Origin of the sequence: Bradyrhizobium sp. CCBAU 51765, from assembly GCF_015291725.1 — a bacterium.
GTDB classification, from domain to species: domain Bacteria; phylum Pseudomonadota; class Alphaproteobacteria; order Rhizobiales; family Xanthobacteraceae; genus Bradyrhizobium; species Bradyrhizobium liaoningense.
On sequence record NZ_CP030038.1, the window covers coordinates 8,158,097 to 8,172,594 of the forward strand.

Sequence of the window (14,498 nt, forward strand, 5' to 3'; positions counted from 1 at the left end):
ATAAGTTGAGGACGGAATGCCAGAGTCCCCCCAGCCGTTCATGAAACAACTGCGTAACAACGTCATCCGCGCCGGGCTGGGAGCACTCTATTTCAGCGGAGCGCACCACCTGTTGCGTCCACTTTTGTCGGGCGTCGGCGCCATCTTCATGCTGCACCATGTGCGGCCGGCGCGAGAGGCCGCGTTCCAGCCGAACCGGCATCTCGAAGTCACGCCCGAATTCCTGCGGGCGACGCTGTGCCATTTGCGCTCGCGCGACATCGACATCGTCAGCATGGACGAGCTGCATGAGCGGCTGGTGCAGGGCCGGTTCGACCGCCGCTTCGCCGCCTTCACCCTCGACGACGGCTATCGCGACAATCTGGATTATGCTTTGCCGGTGCTGCGCGAATTTGACGCGCCTTTGGCGGTCTATGTCGCGAGCGATTTTGCCGAGGGCACCGGACGATTGTGGTGGACGGCGCTGGAGGCCGTGATCGCCAAGGCCGAGCAGGTCGACGTCAGGATCGGCAACTCCGCGCTGCGGCTCGATGCGACGACGCCTGCCGCCAAGCAGGCGGCGTTCGATCGCCTGCACGACTGGCTGCGCGCGCTGCCGGGCGAGCACGACCTCAAGCGCGAGATCGAAGCGCTCTGCACGACGTACGACGTCGACATGGAAGCGCTGTGCCGCAGCCTGTGCCTGTCCTGGGCCGAGGTGAAGACATTTGCCGCCGATCCGCTGGTCACGATCGGCGCGCATAGCGTCAGCCATTGCAACCTCGCCAAGCAGGCGGAAGACATCGCTGCGCAGGAGATGGCCGCCAGCCGCGCGCGGATCGAGCGGGTGCTGGAGCGCCCCGTGTTGCATCTCGCCTATCCCTATGGCGATCGCGAGGCCGCGGCCGAGCGCGAGTTCGCCCTTGCCGCATCCGCCGGCTTCAAGACCGCGGTGACGACACGGCCCGGCATGCTGTTCGCGGAGAATGCCGGCCACATGACCGCGCTGCCCCGCGTCTCGCTCAATGGCAACTACCAGGACGCGCGCATCCTGCCGGTGCTGACCTCGGGCGCCGCGACCGCGATGTGGAACGGTTTTCGCCGGATCGCCGCGGCGTAGCGGCTCCAAGCTGCGCTGCGGTGCCGGACAGGCGCGCTGATGCGGAACGACAGCGCAGATTGACTCCCTAGCCCTCCCCGCTCACAACCAGCGCCAACCAAGGGGAGGCACCATGTTCAACAATCTGTTCTCGCTCAAAGGCCGTATCGCGCTGGTGACCGGCGGCTCGCGCGGCATCGGCAAGATGATCGCGGCGGGATTTCTCAGCGCTGGCGCGGCGAAGGTCTACATCACCGCGCGCAAGGCCGGACCGTGCGAAGCCACCGCGAAAGAGCTCACCGCGCAATATGGCGGCGAATGCATCGCCCTGCCGATCGACATGTCCACGGTCGCCGGCTGCGAGCTGCTGGCGAGCGAATTCAAGAAGCGCGAATCCAGGCTGGACATCCTCGTCAACAATGCGGGCGCGGCCTGGGGCGCGGAGTTCGACGAGTTTCCGGAGAGCGGCTGGGACAAGGTGATGAATCTGAATGTGAAGTCGCCGTTCTTCCTCACCAAGGCGCTGGCGCCCACGCTGCGCGCATCGGCAAGCGCGGAACGGCCGGCGAAGGTGATCAACATCGCCTCGATCGACGGCATCTTCGTCAATCCGGCCGAGACCTATTCCTATGCCGCAAGCAAGGCCGGGCTGATCCATCTGACGCGGCGCATGGCGGTGAAGCTCATCCCCGACCACATCGTGGTCACAGCGATCGCGCCGGGTCCGTTCCAGTCCGACATGAACCGCGCCGCCCGCGACCACGCCGACGAAGTGGCGACGCGTGTCCCCGTGGGCCGCATCGGCACCGACGAGGACATGGCGGGCGCTGCGATCTATCTCGCCTCGCGCGCGGGCGACTACGTGGTTGGCGCGACCATCGCGGTCGATGGCGGCATCGTCTACGCCAACCCGGGCATCAAGGGCAGCGGGTGGGACAGCGATTGATCCGGCGGCCTCCCGTCACACGCCATGGGGCTCAAAGCCAAAACGACGAAAACAACCCCATGCACAGTAGGAAGCCCGTTGATCGACAAGGGGTTTTTCTGGCCGCGCGGAAACGACCGTTGCGGCTGCGATGATATTGACACGTCGGGCAAAACACGGCCGAGCCGGAGCCGGATTACCGCGACCTCCCGGCTCAATCACGACCGTCGCTGGAATACTGGATCGCCCGGTCAAAGCCGGGCGATGACACTGAGTGTGTAGCTGGCAGCCGTTACGACTCGATCTTCACGTACTCGAAATCGCCGGGCTTGTTGTCGATGCCGACCTTGGGCGGCGAGATCCAGGATGCGTACTTGCCGGTTTCGGTGACGGGCTGCATCAGGGAGGTGATGAAGTCGCCGTCGCTCGCCGAGGGCAGCCATTCGTCCTTGCGCCTGGCCCAGGTGGCGTCGTCGATCAGGATGCCGTCGGGCGTCGCATGCACATCCTTGAACTCGCCGATGTGGCGGTGGAAGGCGACGTTGGGCAGCGTCAGCTTGAAATCATAGCCCGCGGTCGAGATCACCTTGTTCCAGCGCAGCATGCCCTTGACGCAATCCTGGCTGTAATCGTCGCGCAGGCGCATGTTGAGCGCGGTCAGCGCCGGCTCGTCGACCAGCTTGATCTCGCCGTTGATCAGCTTGAGCACCGGATAGGTGGAGTTCTTGAGCTGGTGGTCGTCCTCGATCTGGGTCTCGTGATAGCGGCCCTTGATGCCGGCGTTGAAGGCGTTGGCCGCGTTGGTCGAGACCTCCGAGCCGAACAGGTCGAGCGACAGCGTGTAGTGCAGGTTGAGCTTCTTCTGGATGGTCGGCAGGTCGATCACCCCGAGCGCACGCACCTTGGCGATGTCGGTGGGATCGGTGATGCCGGCCGCGCGCATCGCATCGCAGGTGCGCTGCACGACGCGGGTGATGCCGGTCTCGCCGACGAACATGTGGTGCGCTTCCTCGGTGAGCATGAAGCGGCAGGTGCGCGACAGCGGATCGAAGCCGGACTGCGCCAGCGAGTGCAGCTGCATCTTGCCGTCGCGGTCGGTGAAATAGGTGAACATGAAGAAGGACAGCCAGTCCGGCGTCGCCTCGTTGAAGGCGCCCAGCATGCGCGGTGCGTCGGCATCGCCGGAGCGGCGGCGCAGCAAATCGTCCGCCTCTTCGCGGCCGTCGCGGCCGAAATATTTCTGCAGCAGGTAGACCATCGCCCAGAGATGACGGCCTTCCTCGACATTGACCTGGAACAGGTTGCGCATGTCGTAGAGCGAGGGCGCGGTCTTGCCGAGATGGCGCTGCTGCTCGACCGAGGCCGGTTCGGTGTCGCCCTGGATCACGATCAGGCGGCGCAGCATGGCGCGATGCTCGCCCGGGACTTCCTGCCACGCCGGCTCGCCGTAGTGCTCACCGAACGGCACGACGCGGTTCTCTTCCTGCGGCGCAAGGAGGATGCCCCAGCGATATTCGGGCATGCGGACGTAATCGAACTTGGCCCAGCCGCGCGGATCGACCGAGTACGCGGTGCGCAAATAGACCAGCGACTCCTGGAAACCTTCCGGCCCCATGTCGCTCCACCAGTCCATATAGCCGGGATGCCAGCCCTCAAGCGCTTTCAGCACCTGGCGGTCTTCGGCGAGGTTGACGTTGTTCGGAATCTTGGTCGAGTAGTCGACGTTCATGATGTTCATGTTCATGGCCGTGCTCCTTGATCGGTCTCGTGTCCCGGATGCGGTGCGGCGCGAAGTGCTGCACTGCTGAGCCGGGACCTATTGTCTGGTCCGTCTGGGTCCCGGTTCTGCGTCGCATCGCTTCGCGCTGCGCCGCGCCCGGGACACGAAAATCATCACACCCGCGTCATATCGAATTTCGGCTTCTGGCCGCTGCCGTAGCGGCGCAGCGCGCCTTCCTCGCCGACCGCGTTCGGGCGCTGGAAGATCCAGTTCTGCCAGGCGGTGAGGCGGGCGAAGATCTTTGATTCCATCGTCTCGGGGCCGACGAAGCGCAGGCTCGCTTCCATGCCGGTGAGGCTGTCCGGCGAGAAGCTGGCGCGCTCCTCCAGGAACACGCGGACCTCGTCGTCCCAGTCGATGTCATCAAGTGCGAAGGTGACGAGGCCGAGCTCTTCCGCCTGCTCCGCGTCAAGCGCGGTGCCGAGCGTGGCTTCCGCGCGCTCCACGTCGGACGGATCGGCCTGGAAGCGCGATTGCAGCCGCGTCAGGCCATGGCTCATCGGATACGGACCGAAATTCATGGCGGACAGCTCGATCGACGGCGGCGGGCGGTTGTCGCCCTGACGCGTGCCGATCAGCATGTAGGAGCGGTCGGCGGCAAACACGAGCTCGGCGAGCGTGCCGGCAAAGCAGGAGCCGGGCTCGACCAGCGTCACCAGCGTGCGCGAGGTGACGTCGATGCGCTTGAGCACGCGCTTCCAGTAATGCCTGATCTCGTTGACCAGCCAGTGCGCCTTGTTGGCTTCGAGGAAAGCATCGCAGGCGAGCACATGGGCGCGCTCGCCATGACTCTTGAACACCAGCATGGCGATCTCGAGCTCGTTGATGCGCAAGTGAAGGATGGCATCATCGAGCTCGCGCGCGACCTGGAGCGGCCAGAACGAGGCGCCTTGCGCCATCATGCCGTCGATATCGGCCGGTGGTGCGGCCTCCGGCGCCTTGATCGAGATGGTGGCGATCCGCGCCGCGCGATCGATGTCGACGGTGACGAAGCCGTAGCGGATGCTGGTGTCGTCGATCACGCGCTTGAGCGGCGTCAGCGCGATGCCCTTGCCGCTCCCGGTGCGTTTCGAGGCCGCGGCGAATTCCCTGGCGCGCTCGGCAATCTTGGCTTCCAACTTGGAATTCGGCGCGATCTCGTCGACGAGGCGCCACTGCACCGCCCGCTTGCCCTTCACGCCTTCCTCGATGGTGCAGAAGAAATCGGCGTGGTCGCGGCGTACCTTTCGCTTGTCGACCACGCGCGTGAGGCCGCCGGTGCCGGGCAGCACCGCGAGCAGCGGCACTTCGGGCAGCGCAACTGCGGACGAGCCGTCATCGGCGAGGATGATGTGATCGGTCGCAAGCGCGAGTTCATAGCCGCCGCCGGCGGCCGAGCCGTTCACCACGGTGATGAAGCGCTGGCCGGAATTCTCCGAAGAGTCTTCCATGCCGTTGCGGGTCTCGTTGGTGAATTTGCAGAAATTGACCTTGTGGGCATGGGTCGAGCCCGCCAGCATGCGGATATTGGCGCCGGCACAGAACACGCGGTTCTTGCCCGAGCGCATCACCACGACCTTGACCTCGGGATGCTCGAAGCGCAGGCGCTGGAGCGCATCAGCGAGCTCGATGTCGACGCCGAGATCGTAGGAGTTGAGCTTGAGCAGGTAGCCCTCGAACAGGCCGCCGTTCTCGTCGACGTCCATGGTCAGCGTCGCAACGTCGCCCTCGACCGCGAGCTTCCAGTGCTTGTAGCGGGACGGTTCGGTCTGGAAATCGATGAATGTCGCGCCGCCTGCGAGGCGCCGATCTTCCCCGGCCATGGGTCATCCCTGAGCTTGATTATGGGTTCTTGGCTTGATCGTTAGATGCACAATAATGCATATTTTCGGATACGTCTAGCCCTCAATATCCATAGCATGCACTTTGTTTCATGCTACCCACTCTCAGCCGCCATCACGCGGCGCGTCCTTGCAGACCCTGATCGTCGCGCAGGGCTGCCCTGGCGAACTGCTCGATCGCCTCGAGCGTCGGCCCGGGCGCTTCACGATGCGGAGAATGTCCCGCGCCTGGAATGATCTTCGGATCGACCGGGCAGTAGCATTCTTCCTGCGCGATCTCGACCTGACGCAAGGTGCCATATTGGTCGTCGGCGCCTTGCAGGACCATGATGGGGACGCGGACATAGGCCAGGTATTCCGAGATGTCCCAATCGCGGAACTTCGGATCGAGCCAGGCGCCGTTCCAGCCGTAGAAGGCGTTGTCGACGTCCTTGTGCCAGCGCGCCAGCTTTGTCCTGAGGTCCGTGGTCTCGAACGTCGTCTTGATCGCGGCGATGGATTTGATCGAGATGTCCTCGACGATGAAATGCGGCGCAATCAGCACGAGGCCGTTGAGACGATGATCCTGATGCGCCCCGGCATAGATGGTCGCGATCGAGGCGCCGTCGGAATGGCCGAGCAGGAGACCACGCTTGAAGCCGATCATGTCGAGCAGCTTCGGCAGCACGTCCAGCGCCTCGCGCTGCATGTAGTCGAGCGGCCGCGGCAGCGCGACCGGGCTGGACTGGCCGTAGCCCGCGCGCGAATAGATGAAGATGCCGGCGCCGGTCGCCTGCTGCAGCTTTTCCGGAAAGTCGCCCCAGAGGCCGATAGAGCCGAGGCCTTCGTGCAGCATGACGATGGTGGGGGCGTCTGGGACTGGCGGCGCGAGCCATTTGTATTCGAGGCTGGCGGTGCCGATGCTGAGGAAACCGGTGGGGGTGAGGTTGGTCATGGTCGAATTCCCATTCCTGGCCAATGCCGAGATGCCCACCCTCCCCTGGAGGGGGAGGGTCGATTCACAGCGAGCGCAGCGAGATGTGAAGCGGGGTGGGGTGACAGTCTCTCCACAGAGGCAACGCCCGTGTGGAGAGATCACCCCACCCCGTCACGCATCTCGCTACGCTCGATCGCGTGCCGACCCTCCCCCTCCAGGGGAGGGTAAGCAGGCGAGTCCACCGCCTGCACCATCAATGCGCGCCCTCCCGCAGCTTGAACCGCTGGATCTTGCCTGTCGCCGTCTTCGGCAGCGACTCGACCACGTCGATCCAGCGCGGATATTTCCACGGGCCGATCTTCTGCTTGACGTGCTCCTTCAGCGCCTCCTGCAGGTTCGTCGTCGTCGCGCCCGGCCGCAGCACGACGAAGGCCTTCGGCTTCAACAGCCCTTCCGGATCGGCCTCGGGCACGACGGCGGCTTCCAGCACGGCGGGATGCGTGATCAGCGCGCTCTCGACCTCGAACGGTGAGACCCAGATGCCGGAGACCTTGAACATGTCGTCGGCGCGGCCGCAGAAGGTGTAGCGGCCATCCGCGTCCCGGACATATTTGTCGCCGGTGCGGGTCCATGGCCCCTCGAACGTGCGGCGACTCTTGTGGCGCTGATTCCAGTAGCCTTCGCCGGCGGAGGGCGCATCGACCAGGAGCTCGCCGACCTCGCCGTCGGCCACGTCCTGGCCGGCCTCGTTGACGAGCCGCACCGCATAGCCGGGCACCGGTTTTCCGGAGGAGCCGTATTTGATGTCGCCCGGCGCGTTCGACAGGAAGATGTGCAAGAGCTCGGTCGAGCCGACCCCGTCGAGAATGTCGACACCGAAGCGCGCCTTCCAGCTGTTGCCGACCGATTCCGGCAGCGCCTCGCCGGCCGAGGTGCAGATGCGTAACGCCTTGCCGCCGCGCTCGCTCTTCATCGTCTCATCGTTGAGCATCGCCGCGAACAAGGTCGGCACGCCATAGAAGATCGAGGGGTTGTAGCGGTTCATCAGGTCGAACATGCGGGCCGGCGTCGGACGCTCGCTGTTGAGGATGACGCTGGCGCCGACCGACATCGGGAAGGTCAGCGCGTTGCCGAGGCCATAGGCGAAGAACAGTTTTGCCGCGGAAAGGCACACGTCGCTCTCGCGAATGCCGAGCACCTGCTTCGCATAAGTGTCCGCCGTCGCCTGCAGATTGGAATGGATGTGGCGCACGCCCTTGGGCATGCCCGTCGACCCCGACGAATAGAGCCAGAACGCCGGCTCGTCCGGATGCGTCGCGGCGGTGGTGAACCGGTCGCTCTCGCCTGAGAGCTCCTCGGCGAGCTGCTTGTGGCCGTTCTGCTTGGCACCGGAGACGACGACATGCTCGAGATCCGGCATGCGGCCGACGACGTCCCTGATGACGGGATAGAGCGCTTCGGATACGAACAGCACGCGCGCGCGGCAGTCGGCGAGGATGTAGGCGTACTGGTCCGCGGTCAGCAGCGTGTTCAGCGGCACCGGCACGATGCCGGCGCGGATCGCGCCCAGGAACACGATCGGGAAATCGACCGTATCCAGCATGATCATCGCGACGCGCTCCTCGCGGCGGACGCCGAGCCGGCGCAGCATGTTGGCGGCGCGCCGGGTCTGTTGCTGGAGCTCGCCATAGCTGAGCCGCGAGACGGTGTCGTCGAAGGCGAGCTTGTCGCCGCGGCCCTCCTCGACGTTACGGTCGAGCAGCCAGGTCACCGCGTTGTAGGATCCCTCGCTCACGAACATCTCCCCCGAATTTAGAATTATAATTCATAGAAAGACACCGCTGCGGCTTGCTGTCAATGCCAGCAGGCACTATGTTTCATTAAAGCGCGCCGCAGGACCCCTGTAAAGAAGACTCATGACCGAAAGTCCCGACGCCGAATCCCAATTTCTCGAACAGCTCGGCCAGCGTGTGCGGACCATGCGCGCGCTGCGCGGCATGTCGCGCAAGGTGCTCGCCAAGGTCTCGGGGATCTCGGAGCGCTACATCGCGCAGCTCGAAAGCGGCAAGGGCAATGTCTCGATCGTGCTGCTGCGCCGCGTCTCCGACGCGATGGGCGCGCACCTCGAGGACCTGCTGCCCTCGCCCGATCCGACGCCGGACTGGCAGATGTTTCGCGACCTCCTGCGCAAGGCGACGCCGGCGCAGATTGCCCAGGCCAAGGATCTGCTCTCCGGCGGCAGCGCAACCGCGCCCCGGCGCGCACCGTTCTGCGGCATCGCGCTGATCGGCCTGCGCGGCGCCGGCAAGTCGACACTTGGGCGGATGCTGGCGAAGAAGATTGGCTGGAGCTTCGTCGAGCTGAACAAGGAAGTCGAGCAGCAGAACGGCCTCTCGGTCGCCGAGATCATCGCGCTGTACGGCCAGGAAGGCTTTCGCCGCATGGAGCAGGCGGCGCTGCAGCAGCTGCTCGCGCGCAACGAGCTGATGGTGCTGGCAACCGGCGGCGGCATCGTCTCCGAGCCCCTGACCTTCGACCAGGTCCTGGCCTCGTTCTACACGATCTGGCTGAAGGCCGAGCCCGAGGAGCACATGGCGCGCGTCCGCCGCCAGGGCGACCTGCGCCCGATGGCGGACGACCGCTCCGCCATGGCGGAGCTGCGCAACATCCTGCTCAGCCGCGAGCCGCTGTATTCGCGCGCGACGGCGGTGGTGGATACGGCTGGGCTTTCGGTCGATGCAGCAGCTGCGCGGCTGATCGATGCGGTGCGACCGGTGCTGCAGAACGAAGCCCGCAGCTTCGGGCTGCGCAGCGTGGCGCTGTAGGCAGGTTGGACCTCGCCAGAGCTGCACACTCCGCCGTCGTCCCGGACAAGCGCGCCACGATGTCACTACATGCGACCCCGAGAGACAGCTTGGAACAACCAATGACCTCCACCGACGTCACCACCTCCATGTTCGAGCGGATCGGCGGCAGCGCCACGATCGATCGTCTGGTCGATCGTTTCTACGATCGCATGGATAAGCTGCCGGAGGCGAAGGTCATCCGCGCCATGCATGCGGACGATCTCGGCCTGATCAGGGACGTCTTGAAGCGCTATCTCACCGAATGGACGGGCGGCCCGAAGCTCTATTCTCCCGAGAAGGGCCATCCGCGGCTGCGCCAGCGCCATATCGGCTTCGCCATCGGCGATGCCGAGCGCGACGCGTGGATGCTCTGCATGCGCGGCGCGCTGGAAGAGACGGTGACGGACAGCGCCGCGCGGCAGGATTTCGACACGGCGCTATCCGGTCTTGCCGATTGGATGCGCAACCGGAACTGATCGGGACCGCATTGCCGACATTTGGTCCGCCTACGGAAGTTGCGACGCCGCTACAGCGTGACGAGATGGGGCATGATTGCTGCAACGACGGAGATGCACTCCCTCTCTCGTTTGCGGGAGAGGTGAACGAGCCGCAGCGATCGATTCAACCTAAAGCCGTCCGCTTTAGATCGACCAGTAATGCCGATGCGGGTACGGCCGCGAGCGGTCGCCCCAGTCGAACGCGTCGCCATCGAATTCGCATGGGCCGCTGCTGAGCTCGTCCAGCGTCAGCTCGATCTGGAAAGCCTGCCGTCCTGGATCGTATTTCAGCGCGCTCCACTGGAGCGGATAATGGTGACGCGTACCGAGCAGCCCGCCGGTCTTGATCACGGCATAGGCGACCGTTCCGCTCGTCTTGTCCAGCATCAGTCGCTCGATCGTGCCGAGCCTTGTGCCGTCGCGTCCGTAGACGGCGACATGCTCCACGCGATCACTGGGAACCATGGTGTGGTTCATGGTGTCCTCCCTGTTCTCTTGTGCTTGCGACAAATATAGCACCGTTTTCGAGGCGGCGGGAGCAGCTACAGAAGCTGCGATCGCACCGCCTCCGCGCCTTCCCGCAACAACGGCAGGAAGCGGTTGATCGGTTCCGCGCCGGCACGCGAGCGCATGGACATGCTGCGGAAGCGACCCTGTCTCTTGGTGCGATCCCGTCGTCCGGCTAAGCTGCGCATGACAACGGAGGCTTCGCCATGGACGCAAGCACCGCGCCGGAAGTCATCAGACGGCCTGTTCCCGCGCATATGGCGCACATCGTCTCGTCGATCTCCTGCTACCGCGAGCGCGGGCTCGGCCTGAGCAATTTTCGGCACGCCGCGCCGTTGGCCCTGCCGTTGCTCATCAGTCTTGGAAGCCCCTTCCGCATCGCGCTCGGACGCGACCCTGACCGGTCGGATACCCAGCCGAGCTTTGCGGCCGGCTTGTTTCCCGGACCGGTGCAGATCGAATCCGATGGCCGCGCCATCTGCATCCAGATCGACTTCACGCCGCTCGGCGCCTATCGCTTCTATGGCGGCGCCGTGCCTGACCTCACGGCGCGCATGGTCGATATCGGGGATCTGCTCGGCCGCGACGGCCGAGAACTCGGCGAGAGGGTGGCGGAAGCAGAGGGATGGAAGCAACGCTTTGAGATCATCGAGACCTTCGTGCTCGATCGTACGGTGAACGAACCCTCTCCCGCGATCGCCGCGGCGATCGGCCGGCTCTGGCGCAGCGCCGGCGCGGCGCGCATATCCGAGATTGCAACCGACATCGGCTGGAGCCGCAAGCATCTGTCGCGTCGGTTTCAAAACGAGATCGGCGTTTCACCGAAGACCCTGGCGCGGATGCTGCGCTTCCACCGCGCCTGCGAACTGGCGCGCAGCGGGAGTGCATGCGGGTGGGCCGGCATCGCGCTCGAAGCAGGGTTTGCCGACCAGGCGCATCTTGCCCGAGAGTTCCGGGAATTCAGCGGCGAAAAGCCGACCAATTGGGCCGCGCGGCTGGCGCACACGGATCCCCGTCTGATGCGGGAAGCCGGCGGATAAGCCAGGTCCCATTTCTTCAAGCCGCGGGACACCGGCTGATCTAGGGTGAGCGCCCAACCCACGGGAGAACGTCATGCCAGACTCAATCGGGAACGAAGCGCCGCGCCTGTATCACACACTACGCTGCAGGGACACCGAGGCGATGATCGCCTGGCTGACGGACGTCCTTGGCTTCACCGAACGCGTGATCTACAGGCGCGAGAACATCATTGCGCATGCTGAATTGTCGTTCGGGACATCCATCCTGATGGTCGGGGCAGACCGCCCCGATGCCTATGGGAAAAGGGTGGGAGACCTCGACGGACACAGAACCGATTCGGTGTATCTGGCCGTTGACGATCCCGACGCGCTCTACGCAAAGGTGAAGGCCTCCGGAGCCCGGATCGAGATGGAATTGCACGACACCGATTACGGCAGCCGGGACTTTTCAGCGCGGGATCCCGAAGGAGGTTTGTGGAGTTTCGGCACCTACTGGCCCAAGGTCGGCGAAGACCCGCTGCCTGGCTGATCGCAAGCCACGCGAGATGCGCAAGGCTGACATCCAGGCACTCTGTCGAGCCGCGACTTGGAGAGCGAGGCGCCGGAAGCGGTAGAGCACGGCGCTGCAACCCGACGCGCGAAAGCGCCATCCGGGAGTTCTCGCCAATACCTCCCGGGCCAGGATCTTCCCGGGATCGCTTCGCCTGTCCAGGCTACGACATCCCCACGGGCTGCCCAGCCCGATCGTTGCATGCATCAAACATCGACCGATCCAAGGCCTCGGCGGCAAAGCCCGCGACATAAATCAGGGCCATGATTGCTGCCGAGATCGCCACCGTTTCCGCATGTGCGAACCCCCACCGCAACAGCCGCTGCAACAGGGTCGGCGAAGGGAACCGATAGATTCGCCCGGCAGGCGTAATTAGGTCAAACGACCGAACCGACCGCGAGCGTACGGGAACCTTGCTGGGCAGCATCCGGAACTCTCCTTTCCAGCTCCTCGATCATGCCGCGCGCGATTTCCCGCTCGCCCATGATCACGACATCCGCCCCCAGCCCTTTCAAATGATCGACCTCGGCATCCGCATGCGCCCGCGCGATGATGCGGATATCGGGGTTGGCTGCTCGCGCCTGCTGCGCGATCTGTCCCGCCTCGAACGCTTCGGGAATCGCGATCACCAGATGCTTCGCCCGCGACGGATTGGTCGCACCCAGGATTTCAGGCTGCGCGGCGTTGCCCATGATGGTTTCGATGCCGCCCTGCTTCAGCTTCTCGAGCGCGCGCTCCCCGAATTCGGCGACGAGGAAAGGCAGTTGCCGCTGCTTCAAGGCATCACCAACCAGCGCACCGACGCGGCCATAGCCGATCACGATCGTATGGTCGGTGAGATCCGTGGTGCGGATCGGCTCCGGCACGGCGGTCGCAGCCTGCGGCGAGTCCCGCCGCGGATCGAGCAGCGGCGCGAGCCAGGTGACGGCCGCGAACATCAGCGGATTGAGCATGATGGATAGGATCGCGCCGGCCATGATCAGATCGCGGCCCTCCTTGGGCAAGATCTGCGAGGCGACGCCGAGCTCGGCCAGGATGAAGGAGAACTCGCCGATTTGCGACAGGCTCGCCGAGATCGTCAGCGCGGTCGCGACCGGATGCCGGAACAGGATCACGATCAGGAATGCAGCGGCCGATTTGCCGAGCATGATGATCGCGAGCGTCGCCAGCAGGGGCCAGGGCTCGCGGATCACGCTCAGCGGATCGAACATCATGCCGACCGAGACGAAGAACAGCACGGCGAAGGCATCGCGCAGGGGCAGCGATTCCTGCGCGGCGCGCGCGCTGAGCGGCGATTCCCGCAGCATCATGCCGGCAAAGAAGGCGCCCAGCGCCAGCGAGACGTCGAACAGCTTTGAGGCCCCGAACGCGATGCACAGCGCAATCGCGAGCACGCCGAGACGGAACAATTCGCGCGAGCCTGTGTGCGCGATGTAGTGCAGGATCCAGGGGATGAGCCGGCGTCCGACCACCAGCATCAAGCCGATGAACACGACGATCTTGACTACCGTCAGCGTCATGACTCCAGCAAGTCCGAGGCCCAGTTGCGCAGCCAGCGGATCGAAGGCGGGCTTGCCATCGGAGCCACCCTGAAGGCTTGCGATGGCCGGAAACAGCACCAGCACGAGCACCATCGCGAGGTCCTCGACGATGAGCCAGCCGACGGCGATGCGGCCGCGATCGGTCTCCATCAGGCGCCGCTCCTGCAGCGCGCGAAGGAGGACGACGGTACTCGCCACCGACAAGGCCAATCCGAACACGAGACCGGCGCTGACGCTCCAGCCCATCAGGAATGCAAGGCCGAGCCCCATCAGCGTCGCAACCGCGATCTGCACCACGGCGCCGGGCACGGCGATGTTGCGGACGCTGAGCAGATCCTGAAGCGAGAAATGCAGGCCGACGCCGAACATCAGCAGGATGATGCCGAGTTCCGAGAGCTCGGTGGCAAGCGCCTGGTCGGCGACGAAGCCCGGCGTGAACGGGCCGACCGCGACACCCGCGAGGAGATAACCGACCAGCGGCGGCACGCGGAACCGCTGCGCAAGCGTTCCAAGTACGAAGGCTAATCCAAGTCCAACGACGATGGTGGCGATGAGAGGCGTGTCATGCGGCATTTTTGCCTTTTGACACAGCATGCGCGGGTGCGCACCGCGACCTGTGCGCGCGGGCAGCCGGCTCACAGCAATTGCGAGCGCACGGCCTCCGCGCCATCGCGCAGCAGCGGCAGAAAACGATCGATCAATTCCGGTGCCGGGACGCGATCGACATGGCCACCCATGTTGATGGCGGCGACGATCACATTGTCGTAACGGCGCACCGGAACCGAGATCGAGCGGAAGTGCGGCTCGGCCTCCCGATCGACCAGCGAATAGCCTTGCGCGCGGTCGGGGCTGATGCGCGCGAGCAACGCCTTCGGATCCATCATTCGTCTGCGGCGTCAGCGCCTCGCGCGTCATCGCGTTCAGCCGCGCGGCGATGAACACGACGTCGTCGCCGTCGAGCACGGCAAGCGAGGAGATCTCCTGTGCTGCCGCTTCAAGAAATGTCATAATTGGTCCAT

The 14,498-nt window shown here is 64.8% G+C and carries 12 protein-coding genes and 1 pseudogene; 6 read left to right on the plus strand and 7 right to left on the minus strand.

What is annotated here, in order from left to right; translation table 11 throughout:
- The first annotated feature begins 40 nt into the window (after nt 1–40).
- Both XH96_RS37860 and XH96_RS37865 read left to right on the plus strand, forming a co-directional pair.
- On the plus strand, nt 41–1,099 hold the full coding sequence (locus tag XH96_RS37860) for a polysaccharide deacetylase family protein (RefSeq protein ID WP_194390326.1): 1,059 nt from the start codon (nt 41–43) through the stop codon (nt 1,097–1,099).
- 112 nt (nt 1,100–1,211) lie between these two features.
- Nucleotides 1,212–2,024 (plus strand): SDR family oxidoreductase, encoded by an 813-nt coding sequence (locus tag XH96_RS37865; protein ID WP_194390327.1) that lies wholly within the window; start codon nt 1,212–1,214, stop codon nt 2,022–2,024.
- Between the two features lie 271 nt (nt 2,025–2,295).
- Here XH96_RS37865 and boxB read toward each other — a convergent pair whose 3' ends face one another.
- The 4 genes from boxB to XH96_RS37885 form a co-directional block, all read right to left on the minus strand.
- The gene (gene boxB, locus XH96_RS37870) at nt 2,296–3,747 is read right to left on the minus strand and encodes a benzoyl-CoA 2,3-epoxidase subunit BoxB (RefSeq protein WP_194390328.1); all 1,452 of its coding nucleotides are present in this window, start codon (nt 3,745–3,747) and stop codon (nt 2,296–2,298) included.
- 149 nt (nt 3,748–3,896) lie between these two features.
- Nucleotides 3,897–5,585, minus strand: coding sequence for a 2,3-epoxybenzoyl-CoA dihydrolase (gene boxC, locus XH96_RS37875; RefSeq protein ID WP_194390329.1), 1,689 nt, complete (start codon nt 5,583–5,585; stop codon nt 3,897–3,899).
- A gap of 133 nt (nt 5,586–5,718) precedes the next feature.
- Nucleotides 5,719–6,537, minus strand: coding sequence for an alpha/beta fold hydrolase (locus tag XH96_RS37880; RefSeq protein ID WP_194390330.1), 819 nt, complete (start codon nt 6,535–6,537; stop codon nt 5,719–5,721).
- A gap of 235 nt (nt 6,538–6,772) precedes the next feature.
- Nucleotides 6,773–8,314, minus strand: coding sequence for a benzoate-CoA ligase family protein (locus XH96_RS37885; RefSeq protein WP_194390331.1), 1,542 nt, complete (start codon nt 8,312–8,314; stop codon nt 6,773–6,775).
- Nucleotides 8,315–8,435: 121 nt separating this feature from the next.
- Between XH96_RS37885 and XH96_RS37890 the strand changes: the two genes are divergently transcribed.
- Nucleotides 8,436–9,344 carry a helix-turn-helix transcriptional regulator gene (locus XH96_RS37890; RefSeq protein WP_194390332.1) on the plus strand — a complete coding sequence of 303 codons (909 nt, stop codon included), beginning with the start codon at nt 8,436–8,438 and terminating at the stop codon, nt 9,342–9,344.
- A 101-nt stretch (nt 9,345–9,445) separates the two neighbouring features.
- A complete protein-coding gene (locus XH96_RS37895) occupies nt 9,446–9,841 on the plus strand; it encodes a group II truncated hemoglobin (protein WP_194390333.1) in 396 nt (131 codons plus the stop codon).
- A 165-nt stretch (nt 9,842–10,006) separates the two neighbouring features.
- On the opposite strand, the gene XH96_RS37900 is transcribed toward XH96_RS37895, so the two are convergent.
- Nucleotides 10,007–10,339, minus strand: coding sequence for a PRC-barrel domain-containing protein (locus XH96_RS37900; protein WP_194390334.1), 333 nt, complete (start codon nt 10,337–10,339; stop codon nt 10,007–10,009).
- Nucleotides 10,340–10,575: 236 nt separating this feature from the next.
- Between XH96_RS37900 and XH96_RS37905 the strand changes: the two genes are divergently transcribed.
- Both XH96_RS37905 and XH96_RS37910 read left to right on the plus strand, forming a co-directional pair.
- A complete protein-coding gene (locus tag XH96_RS37905; protein ID WP_194390335.1) occupies nt 10,576–11,409 on the plus strand; it encodes an AraC family transcriptional regulator in 834 nt (277 codons plus the stop codon).
- Between the two features lie 142 nt (nt 11,410–11,551).
- Nucleotides 11,552–11,917 carry a VOC family protein gene (locus tag XH96_RS37910; protein WP_246789891.1) on the plus strand — a complete coding sequence of 122 codons (366 nt, stop codon included), beginning with the start codon at nt 11,552–11,554 and terminating at the stop codon, nt 11,915–11,917.
- A gap of 398 nt (nt 11,918–12,315) precedes the next feature.
- Here XH96_RS37910 and ybaL read toward each other — a convergent pair whose 3' ends face one another.
- Together ybaL and XH96_RS37920 are read right to left on the minus strand one after the other, a co-directional pair.
- A complete protein-coding gene (ybaL, locus tag XH96_RS37915) occupies nt 12,316–14,052 on the minus strand; it encodes a YbaL family putative K(+) efflux transporter (protein ID WP_194390337.1) in 1,737 nt (578 codons plus the stop codon).
- A 62-nt stretch (nt 14,053–14,114) separates the two neighbouring features.
- Nucleotides 14,115–14,493, minus strand: a pseudogene (locus XH96_RS37920) (IclR family transcriptional regulator C-terminal domain-containing protein); the annotation flags it as partial.
- Between the last annotated feature and the right edge of the window lie 5 nt (nt 14,494–14,498).